Raw genomic sequence first — 17,441 nt, forward strand, 5'->3', positions numbered from 1 at the left:
GCATGGCCTTCGATCTCGCCGCGCGGCTGGCCGAACGGCGTGCCGCGGACCTCTATCGGCAACGGCCGCTGCTGGAAAGCCCGCAAGTGCCGCAGGTGGTGGTCGATGGCCAGCCGCTGCTGGCCTTCTGCAGCAATGACTACCTGGGCCTGGCCAATCACCCCGAGGTGATCAAGGCCTGGCGCGATGGCGCCGAGCGCTGGGGTGTCGGCGGTGGCGCCTCGCACCTGGTGATCGGCCACAGCACGCCGCACCATGACGTTGAAGAAGCACTGGCCGAGTTGACCGGGCGCCCTCGCGCGTTGCTGTTTTCCACTGGCTACATGGCCAACCTCGGGGCCATCACCGCGCTGGTGGGGCAGGGCGACACAGTCTTGCAGGACCGCCTCAACCACGCTTCCCTGCTCGACGGCGGGCTGCTCAGTGGCGCCCGCTTCAGCCGCTATCTGCACAACGATCCGGCCAGCCTGACCAGTCGCCTGGAGAAAGCCACCGGCAATACCCTGGTGGTCACCGATGGCGTGTTCAGCATGGACGGCGATTGCGCCGACCTGCCGGCGTTGGCCAAGGCCGCCCGCGGCCGCGGCGCTTGGCTGATGGTCGACGATGCCCATGGCTTTGGTACCTTGGGCGCCAACGGCGGCGGCCTGGTCGAGCATTTCGGCCTGGGTGTCGATGACGTGCCGGTGCTGATCGGCACGCTGGGCAAGGCCTGTGGTACCGCCGGCGCCTTCGTTGCCGGCAGCGAGGATCTGATCGAGGCGCTGGTGCAGTTCGCCCGGCCCTACATCTACACCACCAGCCAGCCACCGGCATTGGCGTGCGCCACACTCAAGGCGCTGGAGCTGCTGCGTCGGGAGCGCTGGCGGCGCGAGCACCTGGCCGCGCTGATCCAGCAGTTCCGCACCGGCGCCGAGCAGATCGGCCTGACCCTGATGGACAGCCACACCGCGATCCAGCCGATCCTTATCGGCGATGCGGGGCGGGCGCTGGCATTGTCCCGCTTGCTGCGTGAACGCGGTCTGCTGGTCACGGCGATTCGCCCACCCACCGTACCCGCTGGCAGCGCCCGTCTGCGGGTGACCCTGAGCGCCGCCCACAGTGAGGCACAGGTGCAGCTATTGTTGAATGCATTGGCCGAGTGTTATCCACAGCTGGAGTCCGCCGATGCGTAACCGAATGATCCTTCTGCCCGGCTGGGGGCTGGGCACCGCCTCACTGGAGCCGCTGGCCGCCAGCCTGCGTGCCCAGGACCCGCGCCTGCAGGTCGAACTGATGCCGTTGCCGGACCTGGCCGACAGCGACCCGCTGGCCTGGGTCGACTACCTCGACCGCAAGCTGCCCAACGACGTGTGGCTTGGCGGCTGGTCGCTGGGTGGCATGCTCGCCAGCGCCCTGGCCCACAAGCGCGGCGATCATTGCTGCGGCTTGCTCACGCTGGCGAGCAATCCCAGCTTTGTCGCTCGGCCGGATTGGCCGCACGGGATGGCACCGGATACCTTCGGTACCTTCCTCGATGGCTGCCGCAGCCATACCCAGGTGACCCTCAAGCGCTTTCGCACCTTGTGCAGCGATGGCGCGCAGCAACCGCGCACCTTGCTGCGCCAACTGGGCGTCGGCGTGCCCGACACCGATCCGCTGTACCTGGCCACCGGTCTGGACGTGTTGGCCAGCCTTGATACACGCGCTGCCCTGGAGCAATACGGCGGCCCGCAGCTGCACCTGTTCGCCGGCAGTGATGCGCTGGTGCCGGTGGAGGCTGCCAAGGCCCTGAGCGACCTGTTGCCCGACGTGGAAGTCGGCCTGGTCGAAGACAGTTCCCACGCCTTCCTGCTGGAGTACCCGCAGGAGCTGGCGGCGGGCATCAAGAGTTTCCTGCATGAGAGTGGCGATGACTGATCTTTCCCAGCCCACCTTGCCCGGTGCCCTGCCGGACAAGCGCCAGGTGGCGGCTTCGTTTTCCCGCGCCGCGGCCAGCTATGACAGTGTCGCGGCCTTGCAGCGCGCAGTAGGCATGGCGCTGTTGGGGAAACTGCCCGCAGGGCTCGTCCCAGCGCGCTGGCTGGACATGGGCAGTGGCACCGGCCATTTCAGCCGGGTCCTGGCCGAGCGCTTCAGCGATGCCGACGGTGTGGCGGTGGACATTGCCGAGGGCATGTTGCGCCATGCCCGTGAGCAAGGCGGCGCCCGGCACCATGTGACGGGTGACGCCGAGCGTCTGCCGTTGCGCGATCGCAGTGTCGATCTGCTGTTCAGCAGCCTGGCGGTGCAGTGGTGCGGCCAGTTCGCCAGCGTGCTGGGTGAGGCGCGGCGGGTGCTGCGCCCAGGCGGGGTGCTGGCATTCAGCAGCTTGTGCGTGGGCACCCTTGATGAGTTGCGTGCCAGCTGGCAAGCCGTCGATGGCATGGTGCACGTCAATCGCTTCCGGCGTTTCGAGGATTACCAGCGTCTATGCGGGGAAAGCGGTCTGGAGCTGATCGGCCTGGAGCGACATCCCCATGTACTGCATTACCCCGACGTGCGCAGCCTGACCCACGAGCTCAAGGCGCTGGGTGCGCACAACCTCAATCCGGGGCGCCCATCGGGGTTGACCGGACGTGCGCGGATGCAGGGCCTGTTGCAGGCCTATGAACAGTTCCGCCAGCCTCAGGGGCTGCCTGCCACCTATCAGGTGGTGTATGGCGTCTTGCGCAAACCGCTGGCCGGGGAGCAGTGACATGAGCGAGGCCTATTTCATTGCCGGCACCGACACCGATGTCGGCAAGACCACCATCGCCGCGGGTCTGCTGCATGCAGCGATGCAGTCGGGGCTGAGCACGTTGGCGGCCAAGCCGGTGGCATCCGGGTGCATGGTGACGCCCAGAGGGTTGCGCAACAGCGATGCCCTGGCATTGATTGACGAAAGCTCGGTCAAACTGCCCTATGAATCGGTCAACCCTTTCGCTTTCGAGCCGGCCATCGCTCCACACGTGGCGGCGCACGAGGCGGGGGTGGTGTTGAGCGTACCGGTGCTGCGTGATGCGATGCAGCAGGTGCTGGCGCAGCACGCCGACTTCACCTTGATCGAAGGGGCCGGCGGCTGGCGGGTGCCGTTGTCCGATCATGCCAACCTGTCAGACCTGGCCATTGCCCTGAAACTGCCGGTAATCCTGGTGGTAGGGGTGCGGTTGGGGTGCATCAACCATGCCTTGCTCAGCGCCGAGGCCATCGCCCGCGACGGCCTGCAACTGGCCGGTTGGGTGGCGAACATCGTCGATCCGCGGACATCGCGTCTGGAGGAGAACCTGTCGAGCCTGGCCGAGCGGCTGCCCGCACCATGCCTGGGGCGCGTGCCCTGGTTGAAGGTGGCGGGCGCGGCTGCGGTGGCCGAGCATTTGCACCTGGACCTGTTGGATTAGGCCTACTGTCTATCGGCTGGCACAAGGCTATTAGGGATTTCAACGGGCCTTTTTCCCGTTCTGCTGCTTTAATAAGGCCTGTTCATCATCCAGCGTCATGGAGTCCTGACATGGAAATCAATGCGAGCTCCGCCTACTACGCGGGCCTGGGTGCCATCCAGAACGGCCAGAACCGTGTCGACCAGGCCGCCCAGCAGATCGCCAGCGGCGCCGTCGAGCGTGGCACCAGCGGGCAGTCCACCGACTACCAGGCCGAGCGCCTGCGCGGCGTTGACCGCAGCCAGCAGATGGATCTGGCCACCAGCACCGTGCAACTGGCCATCGGCAAGCACGAAGTCGAACTGGGTGCCAAAGTCGCCAAGGCTTCCGATGAAATGCTCGGTCGGTTCATCGACACCTACGCCTGACTCGCTGAACCCCATTCGCTTACTTCGCGGGGCAAGCCCGCTTCCATTCGTGGGAGCAGGCTTGCCCCGCGATGCGTTTGAGGGTGCTTGGCTGAATCGTCATATTCGGCGGCATAAATGCCATTGTTAGCCCACCTTGACAGCGAGGCCTCCTAAACGTAAGTTTCAAACAACTGTTTGACCGAAAGCCGCCAAGAGCTGGTCGGTACCCGCGGTCTCCCTACCGAACTCATCACAGAGGTTCATCGCAATGCCTGATTACAAAGCCCCCTTGCGTGATATCCGCTTCGTCCGCGACGAACTGCTCGGCTATGAGGCGCATTATCAGAGCCTGCCGGGCTGCCAGGACGCCACGCCCGACATGGTCGACGCGATCCTGCAGGAAGGCGCGAAGTTCTGTGAAGAGGTACTGGCCCCGCTGAACCGCGTCGGCGACCTGGAAGGCTGCACCTGGAGCGAGGCGGGTGTGAAGACCCCGACCGGCTTCAAGGAAGCCTACCAGCAGTTCGTCGAAGGCGGCTGGCCGAGCCTGGCCCACGACGCCGAGCACGGCGGCCAGGGCCTGCCTGAGTCGCTGGGCCTGGCCCTGAGCGAAATGGTCGGTGAGTCGAACTGGTCGTGGGGCATGTACCCAGGCCTGTCCCATGGCGCGATGAACACCATCTCCGAGCACGGCACCCCCGAGCAGCAGGAGACCTACCTGACCAAACTGGTGTCCGGCGAATGGACCGGCACCATGTGCCTGACCGAACCGCACTGCGGCACCGACTTGGGCATGTTGCGCACCAAGGCCGAACCTCAGGCCGACGGCAGCTACAAAGTGTCCGGCACCAAGATCTTCATCTCGGCCGGTGAGCACGACATGGCCGACAACATCGTGCACATCGTCCTGGCCCGCCTGCCCGACGCACCGGCCGGCACCAAGGGCATCTCGCTGTTCATCGTGCCGAAGTTCCTGCCCAACGCCGAAGGCGGCGCGGGCCAGCGCAACGGCGTGAGCTGCGGCTCGCTCGAGCACAAGATGGGCATCCACGGCAACGCCACCTGCGTGATGAACTTCGACAGCGCCACCGGCTACCTGATCGGCCCCGCCAACAAGGGCCTGAACTGCATGTTCACCTTCATGAACACTGCTCGCCTGGGTACCGCGCTGCAAGGCCTGGCCCACGCCGAAGTGGCATTCCAGGGCGGCCTGAAATATGCCCGCGATCGCCTGCAGATGCGCTCGCTGACCGGCCCGAAAGCACCGGAAAAAGCCGCTGACCCGATTATCGTCCACCCGGACGTGCGCCGCATGCTGCTGACCATGAAGGCCTTCGCCGAAGGCAACCGCGCCATGGTCTACTTCACCGCCAAGCAGGTGGACATCGTCAAGTACAGCCAGGACGAGGAAGAGCGCAAGAAGGCCGACGCGCTGCTGGCCTTCCTGACCCCGATTGCCAAGGCGTTCATGACCGAAGTCGGTTTCGAGTCTGCCAACCACGGTGTGCAGATCTACGGCGGCCACGGCTTCATCGCCGAGTGGGGCATGGAGCAGAACGTACGCGACAGCCGTATTTCCATGCTGTACGAAGGCACCACCGGCATCCAGGCGCTCGACCTGCTCGGCCGCAAGGTGCTGATGACCCAGGGCGAGGCGCTCAAGGGCTTCACCAAGATCGTTCACAAGTTCTGCCAATCCCAGGAAGGCAACGCCGCCACCAAGGAGTTCGTCGAGCCACTGGCCGCGATCAACAAGGAGTGGGGCGAGCTGACCATGAAGATCGGCATGGCCGCGATGAAGGACCGCGAGGAAGTGGGTGCCGCTTCGGTGGACTACCTGATGTACTCCGGCTATGCGTGCCTGGCCTACTTCTGGGCCGACATCGCCCGCCTGGCAGCCGAGAAACTGGCGGCCGGCACCAGCGAAGAGGCGTTCTACACCGCCAAGCTGCAGACTGCGCGCTTCTACTTCCAGCGCATCCTGCCGCGTACCCGCAGCCACGTGGCGGCGATTCTGTCTGGCGCCGACAACCTCATGGCGATGAAGGAAGAAGACTTCGGTCTGTCCATCTAAGCTCGCCGGTTGTAAGAAAACCGCCTGCCCTTACCGGTAGGCGGTTTTTTTTTGCCTCTTATTTGCAGTCTACGCCTGCCCCTGCAGGAGCGGCCTTGTGTAAACAAACAGGAATAATCCTACCGGGTGTCGCATCCAGTAACGAGAAAGTCTCAAGCTTCGCCCCTGATCTGCCGTTAAAGCGGGCATCTGTATTCATCTATTCATGTGCACTGCCGATGAAGTAGGGGCACAATGCCATTATTGATCTGCCGGGTCGGAGATTACCCTTGTTTCGTCTATCCGCTGTACGCGCGAGCCACTTCCTGCCTTCGCTGATTCTGTTGCTGGCAGGGCTTGCGGCAGCCTATGTAAGGGACCTCAGCGTCTTCTTCACATCGCTGTTCAACGTTCTACCCACCTTGGTGCTTTTGCTGGGTGGCGCCTACTGCGCCGTATACCGCCGCCAGCGCGAGCTGTTCCTGATGGTCACGGTCTACATCGCCTATTTCCTGCTCGATACCCAGACCGACTTCTATCGCGACAATGGCCGGGTCCGCGAGGATGCCGCGGTGATCTTCCACCTGGTCTGTCTGCTGCTACCCGCGCTGTTCGGCCTGTACGGTGCGTGGCAGGAACGCACGCACCTGGCCCAGGATCTGCTGGCCCGCTTCGCCGTGCTGTTCGCCGTGAGCAGCGTGGCGGTGGCCCTGGAGCAGAGCTTCCCAGAGGCCCTGCTGGGCTGGTTGGCCGAGATCCGCTGGCCCTCGCTGCATGGCCAGTGGATGAGCCTCATCCAGTTGGCCTATCCGCTGTTCCTGGCGGTGTTCATCTTGCTGGTGGTGCAGTACCTGCGTGAGCCCAGGCCGTTGCATGCCGCGCAGATCATTGGCCTTATCGGCATCTTCTGGATGCTGCCCAAGACCTTCATCCTGCCGTTCACCCTGAACATCATGTGCAGCCAGGTGATGCTGATGATCGCCGCCGCGGTATCCCACGAGGCCTACCAGATGGCCTTCCGCGACGAGCTGACCGGCCTGCCGGGGCGGCGCGCCCTGAACGAGCGCATGCAGCGCCTGGGGCGCAACTATGTGATCGCCATGACCGACGTTGACCACTTCAAGAAATTCAACGACACCCATGGTCACGATGTCGGCGACCAGGTGTTGCGCCTGGTCGCCAGCCGCTTGTCCAAGGTGACCGGGGGCGGGCGCGCCTACCGTTACGGTGGCGAGGAATTCGCCCTGGTGTTCGCCGGCAAGACCGCCGAAGAATGCCTGCCGCACCTGGAGGCGGTGCGCGAGATGATCGCCAACTATGCGATCCAGTTGCGCGACCAGAACAGCCGCCCGCAGGATGACTCCACCGGTCGCCAGCGCCGTGGCGGAGGAGCCAACACCACGGTATCGGTAACTATCAGCATCGGCGTCGCAGAGCGCCAGGTCGAGCACCGCAACCCCGAGGAAGTGCTCAAGTCCGCCGACCAGGCGCTGTACAGCGCCAAGGGCGCGGGGCGTAACTGCGTCATGACGTTCGGTCAGCAGTCGCGGCGTGGGGCCGTGCGCATGGCGAGTTAGGGCGTGACTATGCCTGACTATTCGGTCGCATGATGACCCTATGTCTCGTAAAAGTTGTTCGGTTACACTGCGTTCATCCCAGTGCCGCGGCCCTCACGGGCCGCCCCGACCCTTATAGCGAGAGGTTGTCATGGCTGAATATAAAGCGCCCCTGCGCGATATGCGCTTCGTCCTCAATGAAGTCTTCGACGTGGCCACGCTCTGGTCGCAACTGCCCGGCCTTGCCGAGGCAGTCGATGCCGACACGGCGATGGCCGTGCTGGAGGAGGCGGGCAAGGTCACCGGCAAGACCATCGCGCCGCTGAGCCGTGCCGCCGATGAAGAGGGCTGCCACTGGGACAACGGCTCGGTGCGCACCCCGGAGGGCTTCATCGAGGCATACAACACTTATGCCGAAGGGGGTTGGGTCGGCGTTGGCGGAGATCCGCTCTTCGGTGGCATGGGCATGCCCAAGGTCGTCTCGGCCCAGGTCGAGGAAATGGTCAATGCCTCGAGCCTGGCCTTCGGCCTGTACCCGATGCTGACCGCCGGCGCCTGCCTGTCGATCAACGCCCACGCCAGTGAAGCGCTCAAGGAAAAGTACCTGCCGAACATGTACTCGGGTGTCTGGGCCGGCTCCATGTGCCTCACCGAGCCCCACGCCGGTACCGACCTGGGTATTATCCGCACCAAGGCCGAGCCCCAGACTGATGGCAGCTATAAGGTCAGCGGCACCAAGATCTTCATCACCGGCGGCGAGCACGATCTCACCGAGAACATCATCCATCTGGTACTGGCCAAGCTGCCGGATGCACCGGCAGGCCCGAAAGGCATCTCGCTGTTCCTGGTACCCAAGTTCCTGGTCAACGAAGATGGCAGCCTCGGCACGCGCAACCCGGCCACTTGCGGCTCGATCGAGCACAAGATGGGCATCCAGGGCTCGGCCACCTGCGTGATGAACTTCGACGAAGCGGTCGGCTATATCGTCGGCGAGCCGAACAAGGGCCTGGCGGCCATGTTCACCATGATGAACTACGAGCGCCTGGGTGTCGGCATCCAGGGCCTGGCCTCGGCCGAGCGTTCCTACCAGAATGCCGTGGAATACGCCCGTGACCGTCTGCAGAGCCGCGCCCCGACCGGTCCGCAGGCCAAGGACAAGGTGGCTGACCCGATCATCGTCCACCCGGACGTGCGGCGCATGCTGCTGACCATGAAGGCGCTGACCGAAGGCGGCCGGGCGTTCTCCACCTATGTGGCGATGCAGCTCGACAGCGCCAAGTACAGCGAAGACGCCGCGACCCGCAAGCGCAGCGAGGAATTGGTGGCGTTGCTGACCCCGGTGGCCAAGGCCTTCCTCACCGACCTGGGCCTGGAGTGCACCGTGCATGGCCAGCAGGTCTTCGGCGGGCATGGCTACATCCGCGAATGGGGCCAGGAGCAACTGGTGCGCGATGTGCGCATCACCCAGATCTATGAAGGCACCAACGGCATCCAGGCACTGGACTTGGTCGGCCGTAAGGTGGTGGCCAGTGGTGGCGCCTATTACAAGCTGTTCGCCGACGAGATCCGCCAGTTCATCGCCGCCAATGCTGCTGATCTTGGCGAGTTCACCAAGCCCCTGGCAGTCTCCCTCGACCAGCTCGACGAGCTGACCAACTGGGTGCTGGATCAGGCCAAGGGCAACCCCAATGAGATCGGCGCGGCTTCGGTCGAGTACCTGCACGCATTCGGTTATGTCGCCTATGCCTACATGTGGGCCCTGATGGCGCGTGCCGCCAAGGCCGGCGAAGGGGATGCTGATTTCTACGGCGCCAAGCTGGGCACGGCACGGTTCTACTTTGCCCGTCTGCTTCCGCGAGTTCATTCGCTGGCAGCTTCGGTAAAGGCCGGTAGCGAGTCGCTGTACCTGCTGGACGCCGCGCAGTTCTGATCCCGCCGAGCTGCCTGGCAGCCCTATTGCGGTATGAGGTCGCCCCCGCACCGGATAAATTTCCGGCTGCGGGGGCGGCCTTTTTGTTTTGTCGGCGACGCATGTTTGTGAATGGACCTCTTTTGTAAGCTTTGGCTTACACGACGTGGTGACGTTTCGCCTCTTTCCTACGATTGGATCCACGGTTACTCTTTCTTACATGGACGTAGCGCAGGATGCGCAATGGACAGAGCAGGACGCCTTACAAGGAAGTTGCGCAGGAAGCGCGAAAAGATAGAACAGGGACAAGAAGGATTTCCTGCCAGGATGGCGGGGTGATAAGGATGTCGAAGGGAAACAGTCTGGAAAACCCCGCTTAGGCGGGGTTTTCTTTGTGCGCGTGTTTCAGCCAAGCACGTCCAGCGGCGAAACACCCAGCTGGCGTGGCTCGGCCTCTTCCTCCAGCAAGCTACGCAGCAGCTCGACCGAGGCCTGTTGACGTTGCGCGTCACGAAACACCAGGCCTACCTTCAGCGGTATACGTGGCTCGCTGAGAGGCTTCCACAGCAGCTCCTGGTCGTCCTGTGCGGCATCCTTGGCCCGGCCCGGCAGGATGGTCACCAGCGCCGTGTGCGCCAGGCTGTCGAGGATCCCCGCCATGTTGTTCATCTCGGCCTGCACCTGCGGCCTGCGCCCTTGGCTGGCCAGCTGCGCCTTCCAGATCTGGCGGATCTGGAACTCCTCGCCAAGCATCAACATCGGCAACTCGGCCGCCTGACGGATCGAGACCTTCTTGAAGTCTTTCAAGGGGTGGGTACGGGGGATGACCAACTGCAGTTCATCTTCGTACAGCAGCAAGCCGTGCAGCCCCGGCTGGCGTGGTGGCAGGTAGCTGATGCCGATGTCCAGGCTACCGTTGAGCAGGCGCCGTTCGATCTCCGACCCCGACAGTTCATAGATCTGTACCACCAGGTGCGGTTGGGCTTTGCGCACCCGCTCCAGGAGTTGCGGTACCAGACTTGGCCGTACGGTCTGCAGCACGCCGATGGCCAGGGTGCGCAGCGACTGGCCCTTGAAATTGCCCATGGCCTCGTGGGCCCGTTGCAGGCCATCGAGCAAGGGCACGGCGTGGTTGTACAGGGTATGCGCGGCGAGTGTGGGCAGCAGGCGTTTGTTGCTGCGTTCGAACAGGCTCAGGTCGAGGCTGTGCTCCAGCTGGCGAATCTGCTGCGACAGCGCTGGCTGGGACAGCGACAGGCGTTCGGCGGCGCGGCCCACATGGCCTTCTTCATAGACCGCGACGAAGTAGCGCAGTTGGCGAAAATCCATAAGTGATACTTATCGAAAAAGCTGAGAAAACGAAATGGCCGCGAATCGACCAGAGGCCTAGTCTATCGCCGTATTCCAACGGGTTACAGCGCTCATCCCGGCGATTGTTACCCCAGGTGAAAAACACTTTTGATAGGCAAGGCAGAATATTCAATTCCGGCGCCAGACCGGAACCTTGACCGCCCACCACCGTGATTGGCCGGAGTCCCGATGAACCTGTTCAACCTGCGCCGTTCGGCACCCGCCGTCGCCGAGCCCAAGCGTGCCTTGGTGAGCGTGCCGGCCGCCGCGCAGTGCTCCCGCGAGCGGCTGATGCCCAGCATCGAACGTGCGCCGCACGTGTTCGTGCGCGGTCAGGGATCGTGGTTGTGGGATGACGAAGGGCACGCCTACCTGGACTTCACCCAGGGTTGTGCGGTGAACAGTCTGGGTCACAGCCCGAGCGTGCTGGTCAAGGCCCTGGGTGACCAGGCCCAGGCGTTGGTCAATCCCGGCGCGGGCTACCACAGCCGTGGCCTGCTGAACCTGGTCGAGCTGCTGTGCCAGCGCACTGGCAGTGATCAGGCCTACCTGCTCAACAGTGGCGCCGAGGCCTGCGAGGGTGCGATCAAGCTGGCGCGCAAATGGGGCCAACTGCACCGCAACGGCGCCTATCACATCATTACCGCCAGCCATGGCTGCCATGGGCGCACGCTCGGGGCGTTGTCGGCGTCCGACCCGCTGCCATGCAATCGTTGCGAGCCCGGCTTGCCGGGCTTCAGCAAGGTGCCGTTCAACGACCTGGCGGCGCTGCATGCGGCGGTCGACTCGCGCACCGTGGCGATCATGCTCGAGCCGATACAGGGTGAGGCCGGCGTGATCCCGGCCACCCGTGAGTACCTCCAGGGTGTCGAGCGCTTGTGCCGTGAGCTGGGCATTCTGCTGATCCTCGATGAGGTGCAGACCGGTGTAGGACGTTGCGGCGCCCTCTTGGCAGAAGAAACCTACGGCGTGCGGGCTGACATCATCACTCTCGGCAAGGGACTCGGTGGTGGTGTGCCATTGGCCGCACTGCTGGCCCGTGGGCGTGCCTGCTGCGCCGAGCCGGGCGAGCTGGAAGGCAGCCACCATGGCAACGCATTGATGAGCGCTGCCGGGCTGGCTGTGCTGCAGGCCGTGCTGGAGACGGGGTTCTTCGAGCAGGTGATGGACAGTGGTCGCCACCTGCGCGATGGCCTCAGCCGCCTGGCTGGTCGCTATGGCCAGGGCGAAGTGCGCGGCCAGGGGCTGTTGTGGGGGCTGCAACTGCGCGAGGGTGTCGCGGCGCAGCTGGTCGAGGCTGCGTTGCAGGAAGGCTTGCTGCTCAATGCGCCGCAGGCCGACGTGGTGCGCTTCTCGCCGGCATTGACCGTGAGCAAGGGCAACATCGACGAGATGCTCTTGCGCCTGGCCCGGGCGTTCACCCGGCTGCATGCCCAGCAGCACAATCGCCGTGAAGTGCCGGCCTGACCCGGCAGCCGACGTACAGAATTTCAACGAACCGTCTCGCGTTCCTGCGCATCGCCTCTGGTCTGAAATACATGGCCAGGGGCGTTTTTTTGCCCGGTGGAACCTCCGGCAGGTACGGCTAGTCTGTGTTGATACACCTTCAAGGAGCACACCGCATGGACTTCATCCGCATCATCATCGCCATCCTCCTGCCGCCGCTGGGCGTTTTCCTCCAGGTAGGGTTCGGTGGCGCGTTCTGGCTGAACATCCTGCTGACCTTGCTGGGTTACATCCCCGGGATCGTGCACGCGGTGTACATCATTGCCAAGCGCTGAGCGCATAGACCGCGCTGCAAGCATGATCAGCGTGGGAGCGGCTTTGCCCGTGTTCGCGGGGCAAGTCGCATCGGCGCACCGCCGCTCCCACGCCGTTGCAGTTGAAGCCTGAAGCTATGTTTTGCCCTACCGGCCAAGCAGCCGGCAGTAGAACTTCCACTCTGCGTCGAGCGCATGTGCCAGATTCGCCGCCTGGCGGAACCCATGCCGCTCGCCCGCATAAAAATGCCCCTCGGCTTGGATGCCATTGGCCTGTAGGGCCTCGAGCATCAAGCGTGTCTGCTCCGGTACCACCACCGCATCCAGCTCACCCTGGAAGAAAATCACCGGTACCTTGATCTGCCCGGCGTGCAGCAATGGTGTGCGCTGGCGATACCGCTCGGCATCGCGCTGCGGGTCGCCGATCAGCCAGCCCAGGTAGTCGCCTTCGAACTTGTGGGTGGCCCGGCCCAGCGCCTCGGGGTCGCTGACGCCGTACAGGCTGGCGCCGCCACGGAACACATCCTGGAAGGCCAAGGCGCACAGGGTGGTGTAGCCGCCGGCGCTGCCACCGCGGATGAAGGCCTGGGCCGGGTCGATCAAGCCCTGCTCGGCAAGATGCCTGACCGCAGCGCAAGCGTCCTCGACGTCGCATTCGCCCCAACGCAGGTGCAGCGCCTGGCGGTAGGCGCGACCGTAGCCGCTGCTGCCTCGGTAGTTGAGGTCGGCCACGGCGAAGCCGCGTTGGGTCCAGTACTGGATGCGCGGGTCGAGCACCGGGTAGCAGGCCGAGGTCGGGCCGCCATGGATGAACACAACCAGTGGGGGGAGGCCGGCCGTACCTTGCATGGCCGGATAGAAGAAACCGTGGGCCGAGCCATCGCCACTGGCATAGTGGATCGGCTGCGGGCGGCTGATGTATTCCACCGGCAGCACCTCGGCGCCGCCTGCCAGTACTTCGACTTCGTGGCTGCGCCGGTCGATGGCGATCACCGCCGGTGGGCTGATCGGCGAGGCGGCCACTGCATAGATGCGCTCGTTGTCCAAGGCCAGGCTACGGAACCGTGTGTAAGCACTGGCATAACGCTCCACTTCGCCAGTGTCACGGCGCAACCCCAGTTGCCCGAAGCCGTTCTCGAACCAGCTGGCCAGGTAGCTGGTGGGGCCGAGGGCCAGCCAGGTGCTGGCGCCCAGTTGCCAGGGCGCGGTGGCATGATCGGCGGCCGCTGCGGGGAGGCGTTGCCAGCCCCCGTCGAGTTCGCCCCAAGGCTGCCAGAAACCCTCGCGGTCGGACAGGCAGTGCAAGCGGCCCTGCTCATCGAAGCGCGGCTGCTGCAACGATTCGTCCTGCGCGGCGATGCAGCGTGCCGTTCCCCAGGCACCGGACGGGGCGCGCTCGCGACACATCAGCCGGGTAACGGTCCAGGGTTGCGCCGGGCGGTCCCATTCGATCCAGGCCAGGCGGCAGCCATCTTGGCTCAGCGTTGGCGAGGCGTAGAAGTCGGCGCCTTCGGCCAGGACTTCCCGATGACCCGCCGCGAGGCTGACCAGGCGATGCTCGACCTGTTGGGCATGGCGTTCCTCGACGGCCAGCACCTGGCCGGCATGCCACTGGACATCGCCGTAGCGACAATCGCCGGCGTGGCTGAGCGGACGCGGGGGGCTGCCGTCGAAACCCTGGGTGTAGACCTGCTGGTCCTGTTCGTTGACGAACACCAGCCCGTCGCCACCGAGGCAAAAGCTGCCGCCGCCGTATTCATAGACCCGGCTGCGCACACTGTAGCCGTCCGGGGTCAGGCAGCGAGCCTGGTGGTCGAGCCAATGCCAGATGCGGCAGGCGCCATCGGCGGGCCGGAACTCGTTCCAGAACACACCCTGTTCGCCGACCTTCAGCTCGGCGAAATCGGTCCCGGCGGCCACCGCCTGGGTGGCGCTGAACTCAGCCGCGGGCAATGACATGGGAGTTGCGCTCGTTGCGGAAGGTCATCTGTTCAATCTCCAACGTGGCGTGCTCGGCTTCCTCGCGGGCCTTGAGGATGATGCCGTGGTCTGGTGACTTGGCGCACACCGGGTCGGCCTTGCTGGCATCGCCAGTGAGCATGAAGGCCTGGCAGCGGCAGCCGCCGAAGTCCTTTTCCTTTTCGTCGCACGAGCGGCACGGCTCGGGCATCCAGTCATAGCCTCGGAAGCGGTTGAAGCCGAACGAGTCGTACCAGATGTGGCGCAGGTCATGGTCGCGCACATTGGGGAACTGCACCGGCAGCTGGCGCGCGCCATGGCAGGGCAGGGCGGTGCCGTCCGGGGTGATGGTCAGGAACAGGCTGCCCCAGCCATTCATGCAGGCCTTGGGGCGCTCTTCGTAGTAGTCGGGGGTGACGAAGATCAGCTTGCACGGGCTGCCTTCGGCCTTGAGCTTGTCGCGGTACTCATTGGTGATGCGCTCGGCCCGTTCCAGCTGGGCGCGGGTCGGCAGCAGGCCAAGGCGGTTGAGGTGCGCCCAGCCGTAGAACTGGCAGGTGGCCAGCTCCACGAAGTCGGCCTCAAGGGCGATGCACAGCTCGATGATGCGGTCGATCCGGTCGATGTTGTGCCGATGGGTGACGAAGTTGAGCACCATCGGGTAGCCGTGGGCCTTCACCGCCCGGGCCATCTCCAGCTTCTGCGCGAAGGCCTTTTTCGAGCCGGCCAGGAGGTTGTTTACCTGCTCGTCGCTGGCCTGGAAGCTGATCTGGATATGGTCCAGCCCGGCCTGTTTGAAGGCGGCGATCTTCTGTTCGGTCAGGCCGATGCCGGAGGTGATCAGGTTGGTGTAGTAGCCCAGGCGCCGAGCTTCAGCGATCAGTTCGGCAAGGTCCTGGCGCACCAGCGGCTCGCCGCCGGAAAAACCAATCTGCGCGGCGCCCATCTCGCGGGCTTCGGCCATTACCTTGAACCACTGCTCGGTGCTCAGCTCCTTGCCCTGCTCGGCGAAATCCAGTGGGTTGGAGCAGTACGGGCACTGCAAAGGGCAGCGGTAGGTGAGCTCGGCCAGCAGCCACAAGGGCAGGCCGACCGGCACCTCAGGCGAGGGTGATCCAGTGTTCGGCACGGGCCACCTCCATGAATTGCTCGATGTCGTCGGCGACTTCGGGCACATCGGGGAATTGCTGTTGCAGCTCGCCGATGATCGCGGCGACGCTGCGCTGGCCATCGATCAGCCCGCCGATCAGGCCGGCGCTGTCGTTGAGCTTGATCATCCCTTCGGGGTACAGCAGCACATGGCCCTTTTGCGCGGGCTCGTACTGGAAACGATAGCCGGGGCGCCAGGCGGGCACCTGTTGACGGTCGAAACTCATAGGGCGATCCCCTTGTGCCAGACCCGCTCGGCGGTGACGCTGTGGTACGGCGGGCGGTTCAGTTCATAGGCCATGCTCATGGCGTCGAGCATGCTCCACAGGATATCCAGCTTGAATTGCAGGATCTCCAGCATGCGCTCCTGCCCTTCGCGGGTGGTGTAGTGCTGCAGGGTGATCGCCAGGCCATGCTCCACGTCACGCCGGGCCTGGCCGAGGCGGGTGCGGAAGTATTCGTAGCCGGCCGGGTCGATCCAGGGGTAGTGCTGCGGCCAGCTGTCCAGGCGCGACTGGTGGATCTGCGGGGCGAACAGCTCGGTCAGCGAGCTGCTGGCGGCCTCCTGCCAGCTGGCGCGGCGGGCGAAATTGACGTAGGCGTCCACGGCAAAGCGCACGCCGGGCAGCACCAGCTCCTGGCTGCGCAGTTGCTCGGGGTCCAGGCCCACGGCCTGGCCCAGGCGCAGCCAGGCTTCGATACCGCCATCCTCGCCGGGCGCGCCATCGTGGTCGAGCAGGCGCTGGATCCACTCGCGGCGCACTTCGCGGTCCGGGCAGTTGGCCAGGATCGCTGCATCCTTCATCGGGATGTTCACCTGGTAGTAGAAGCGGTTGGCCACCCAGCCCTGGATCTGCTCGCGGCTGGCGCGGCCTTCATACATCGCCACGTGGTAGGGGTGATGGATGTGGTAGTAGGCGCCCTTGGCGCGCAGGGCCTGCTCGAACTCGGCAGGGGACATCGGCGTTGCGTCGCTCACAGGGCCTCCTTACAGCTCGATACTCATGCCATCAAAGGCGACTTCCACGCCCCGGCGCTGTACTTCGGCGCGTTCCGGTGAGTCTTCGTCGAGGATCGGGTTGGTGTTGTTGATGTGGATGAGCACCTTGCGCTGACGTGGGAAGCCGTCCAGCACCTCGAGCATGCCGCCCGCGCCATTCTGCGCCAGGTGACCCATCTCGCGGCCGGTGCGGGTACCGACGCCGCGGCGCTGCATTTCATCATCCTCCCACAGGGTGCCGTCGACCAGCAGGCAGTCGGCGCCATGCATCATCTCCAGCAGCTTGGCGTCGACCTGGCCCAGGCCCGGCGCGTAGAACAACTTGCCGCCGGTGCGGGTGTCCTCCACCAGCAGCCCGAGGTTGTCGCCGGGGTGCGGGTCGAAACGGTGCGGCGAGTAGGGCGGCGCGGCGCTGCGCAGCGGGAAGGGAGTGAAGCGCAGGTTCGGACAGGCATCGATGACAAAGCTGCCATCAAGCTCGATGCGGTTCCACACCAGCCCGCCGTTCCAGTGGCTGAGCATGTTGAACAGCGGGAAGCCGGTGCTCAGGTCCTGGTGGACCATGTCGGTGCACCACACCTGGTGCGGGCAGCCTTCGCGCAGGCTGAGCAGGCCGGTGGTGTGATCGATCTGGCTGTCGAGCAGGACAATTGCATCGATACCGGTGTCACGCAGGGCCCGGGCCGGCTGCATCGGCGCGAAGGCCTGGAGCTGGGCGCGGATGTCCGGCGAGGCGTTGCACAGGATCCAGTGCTCGCCGTCGTCGGACAGGGCGATGGACGACTGGGTACGTGCCGTGGCGCGCAGGGTGCCGTCGCGGTAGCCCTTGCAGTTGACGCAGTTGCAGTTCCACTGGGGGAAGCCGCCACCGGCGGCGGAACCGAGAATCTGGATGTACATGCGCGCCCTCGTAAACGC

At 64.7% G+C, this 17,441-nt stretch carries 16 protein-coding genes; 10 read left to right on the forward strand and 6 right to left on the reverse strand.

The window, feature by feature from the left end:
• Positions 1-2: 2 nt before the first annotated feature.
• The 8 genes from bioF to ACZ9C1_RS20510 all read left to right on the forward strand — a co-directional run bounded on the left by bioF (position 3) and on the right by ACZ9C1_RS20510 (position 9,326).
• Positions 3-1,175: an 8-amino-7-oxononanoate synthase gene (bioF, locus tag ACZ9C1_RS20475; protein ID WP_457378210.1), complete on the forward strand. Its 1,173-nt coding sequence runs from the start codon at positions 3-5 to the stop codon at positions 1,173-1,175.
• The gene (locus tag ACZ9C1_RS20480; RefSeq protein ID WP_277502540.1) at positions 1,168-1,899 is read left to right on the forward strand and encodes an alpha/beta fold hydrolase; all 732 of its coding nucleotides are present in this window, start codon (positions 1,168-1,170) and stop codon (positions 1,897-1,899) included. The genes bioF and ACZ9C1_RS20480 overlap by 8 nt, the downstream gene beginning before the upstream one ends.
• Positions 1,892-2,716, forward strand: a complete 825-nt coding sequence (gene bioC / locus ACZ9C1_RS20485; protein ID WP_476254321.1) for a malonyl-ACP O-methyltransferase BioC — start codon at positions 1,892-1,894, stop codon at positions 2,714-2,716. Before ACZ9C1_RS20480 ends, bioC begins: the two co-directional genes overlap by 8 nt.
• Position 2,717: 1 nt before the next feature.
• The gene (gene bioD, locus ACZ9C1_RS20490) at positions 2,718-3,398 is read left to right on the forward strand and encodes a dethiobiotin synthase (protein ID WP_476254322.1); all 681 of its coding nucleotides are present in this window, start codon (positions 2,718-2,720) and stop codon (positions 3,396-3,398) included.
• Positions 3,399-3,508: 110 nt separating this feature from the next.
• Entirely contained in the window at positions 3,509-3,805 is a 297-nt protein-coding gene (locus ACZ9C1_RS20495) for a pyrroloquinoline quinone biosynthesis protein PqqE (protein ID WP_277502543.1), read from the forward strand.
• Between the two features lie 250 nt (positions 3,806-4,055).
• A complete protein-coding gene (locus tag ACZ9C1_RS20500) occupies positions 4,056-5,861 on the forward strand; it encodes a phenylacyl-CoA dehydrogenase (protein WP_277502544.1) in 1,806 nt (601 codons plus the stop codon).
• 269 nt (positions 5,862-6,130) lie between these two features.
• On the forward strand, positions 6,131-7,417 hold the full coding sequence (locus tag ACZ9C1_RS20505; RefSeq protein ID WP_102681904.1) for a GGDEF domain-containing protein: 1,287 nt from the start codon (positions 6,131-6,133) through the stop codon (positions 7,415-7,417).
• Between the two features lie 130 nt (positions 7,418-7,547).
• Entirely contained in the window at positions 7,548-9,326 is a 1,779-nt protein-coding gene (locus tag ACZ9C1_RS20510; protein ID WP_476254323.1) for an acyl-CoA dehydrogenase C-terminal domain-containing protein, read from the forward strand.
• A gap of 384 nt (positions 9,327-9,710) precedes the next feature.
• Here the strand turns inward: ACZ9C1_RS20510 and ACZ9C1_RS20515 are convergent, their stop codons facing one another.
• Positions 9,711-10,634, reverse strand: a complete 924-nt coding sequence (locus ACZ9C1_RS20515; RefSeq protein WP_139668024.1) for a LysR family transcriptional regulator — start codon at positions 10,632-10,634, stop codon at positions 9,711-9,713.
• 210 nt (positions 10,635-10,844) lie between these two features.
• On the opposite strand from ACZ9C1_RS20515, the gene ACZ9C1_RS20520 reads away from it, so the two are divergent.
• The gene (locus ACZ9C1_RS20520; RefSeq protein WP_476254324.1) at positions 10,845-12,122 is read left to right on the forward strand and encodes an aspartate aminotransferase family protein; all 1,278 of its coding nucleotides are present in this window, start codon (positions 10,845-10,847) and stop codon (positions 12,120-12,122) included.
• A gap of 155 nt (positions 12,123-12,277) precedes the next feature.
• Positions 12,278-12,436 (forward strand): YqaE/Pmp3 family membrane protein, encoded by a 159-nt coding sequence (locus ACZ9C1_RS20525; protein ID WP_003177654.1) that lies wholly within the window; start codon positions 12,278-12,280, stop codon positions 12,434-12,436.
• A 126-nt stretch (positions 12,437-12,562) separates the two neighbouring features.
• Here ACZ9C1_RS20525 and ACZ9C1_RS20530 read toward each other — a convergent pair whose 3' ends face one another.
• From ACZ9C1_RS20530 to pqqB, 5 genes are read right to left on the reverse strand one after another with little or no spacing between them, the layout of a single operon-like run.
• Positions 12,563-14,374, reverse strand: a complete 1,812-nt coding sequence (locus ACZ9C1_RS20530) for a S9 family peptidase (RefSeq protein WP_277502548.1) — start codon at positions 14,372-14,374, stop codon at positions 12,563-12,565.
• Entirely contained in the window at positions 14,355-15,503 is a 1,149-nt protein-coding gene (pqqE, locus tag ACZ9C1_RS20535; RefSeq protein ID WP_102681909.1) for a pyrroloquinoline quinone biosynthesis protein PqqE, read from the reverse strand. Before pqqE ends, ACZ9C1_RS20530 begins: the two co-directional genes overlap by 20 nt.
• Positions 15,475-15,750 carry a pyrroloquinoline quinone biosynthesis peptide chaperone PqqD gene (gene pqqD, locus ACZ9C1_RS20540; RefSeq protein WP_102681910.1) on the reverse strand — a complete coding sequence of 92 codons (276 nt, stop codon included), beginning with the start codon at positions 15,748-15,750 and terminating at the stop codon, positions 15,475-15,477. Before pqqD ends, pqqE begins: the two co-directional genes overlap by 29 nt.
• Positions 15,747-16,484 carry a pyrroloquinoline-quinone synthase PqqC gene (gene pqqC / locus ACZ9C1_RS20545; protein WP_173862413.1) on the reverse strand — a complete coding sequence of 246 codons (738 nt, stop codon included), beginning with the start codon at positions 16,482-16,484 and terminating at the stop codon, positions 15,747-15,749. The genes pqqD and pqqC overlap by 4 nt, the downstream gene beginning before the upstream one ends.
• A 27-nt stretch (positions 16,485-16,511) precedes the next feature.
• On the reverse strand, positions 16,512-17,423 hold the full coding sequence (gene pqqB, locus ACZ9C1_RS20550) for a pyrroloquinoline quinone biosynthesis protein PqqB (protein ID WP_102681912.1): 912 nt from the start codon (positions 17,421-17,423) through the stop codon (positions 16,512-16,514).
• Positions 17,424-17,441: the final 18 nt, after the last annotated feature.

This window comes from Pseudomonas sp. TE21435 (assembly GCF_056279265.1).

Bases quoted from the DNA above. Each gene is read 5' to 3' on its own strand.
- bioF (WP_457378210.1), top strand. From the start codon at position 3: ATGGCCTTCGATCTCGCCGCGCGGCTGGCCGAACGGCGTGCCGCGGAC.
- ACZ9C1_RS20480 (WP_277502540.1), top strand. From the start codon at position 1,168: ATGCGTAACCGAATGATCCTTCTGCCCGGCTGGGGGCTGGGCACCGCC.
- bioC (WP_476254321.1), top strand. From the start codon at position 1,892: ATGACTGATCTTTCCCAGCCCACCTTGCCCGGTGCCCTGCCGGACAAG.
- bioD (WP_476254322.1), top strand. From the start codon at position 2,718: ATGAGCGAGGCCTATTTCATTGCCGGCACCGACACCGATGTCGGCAAG.
- ACZ9C1_RS20495 (WP_277502543.1), top strand. From the start codon at position 3,509: ATGGAAATCAATGCGAGCTCCGCCTACTACGCGGGCCTGGGTGCCATC.
- ACZ9C1_RS20500 (WP_277502544.1), top strand. From the start codon at position 4,056: ATGCCTGATTACAAAGCCCCCTTGCGTGATATCCGCTTCGTCCGCGAC.
- ACZ9C1_RS20510 (WP_476254323.1), top strand. From the start codon at position 7,548: ATGGCTGAATATAAAGCGCCCCTGCGCGATATGCGCTTCGTCCTCAAT.
- ACZ9C1_RS20515 (WP_139668024.1), bottom strand. From the start codon at position 10,634: ATGGATTTTCGCCAACTGCGCTACTTCGTCGCGGTCTATGAAGAAGGC.
- ACZ9C1_RS20520 (WP_476254324.1), top strand. From the start codon at position 10,845: ATGAACCTGTTCAACCTGCGCCGTTCGGCACCCGCCGTCGCCGAGCCC.
- ACZ9C1_RS20525 (WP_003177654.1), top strand. From the start codon at position 12,278: ATGGACTTCATCCGCATCATCATCGCCATCCTCCTGCCGCCGCTGGGC.
- ACZ9C1_RS20530 (WP_277502548.1), bottom strand. From the start codon at position 14,374: ATGTCATTGCCCGCGGCTGAGTTCAGCGCCACCCAGGCGGTGGCCGCC.
- pqqD (WP_102681910.1), bottom strand. From the start codon at position 15,750: ATGAGTTTCGACCGTCAACAGGTGCCCGCCTGGCGCCCCGGCTATCGT.
- pqqC (WP_173862413.1), bottom strand. From the start codon at position 16,484: ATGTCCCCTGCCGAGTTCGAGCAGGCCCTGCGCGCCAAGGGCGCCTAC.
- pqqB (WP_102681912.1), bottom strand. From the start codon at position 17,423: ATGTACATCCAGATTCTCGGTTCCGCCGCCGGTGGCGGCTTCCCCCAG.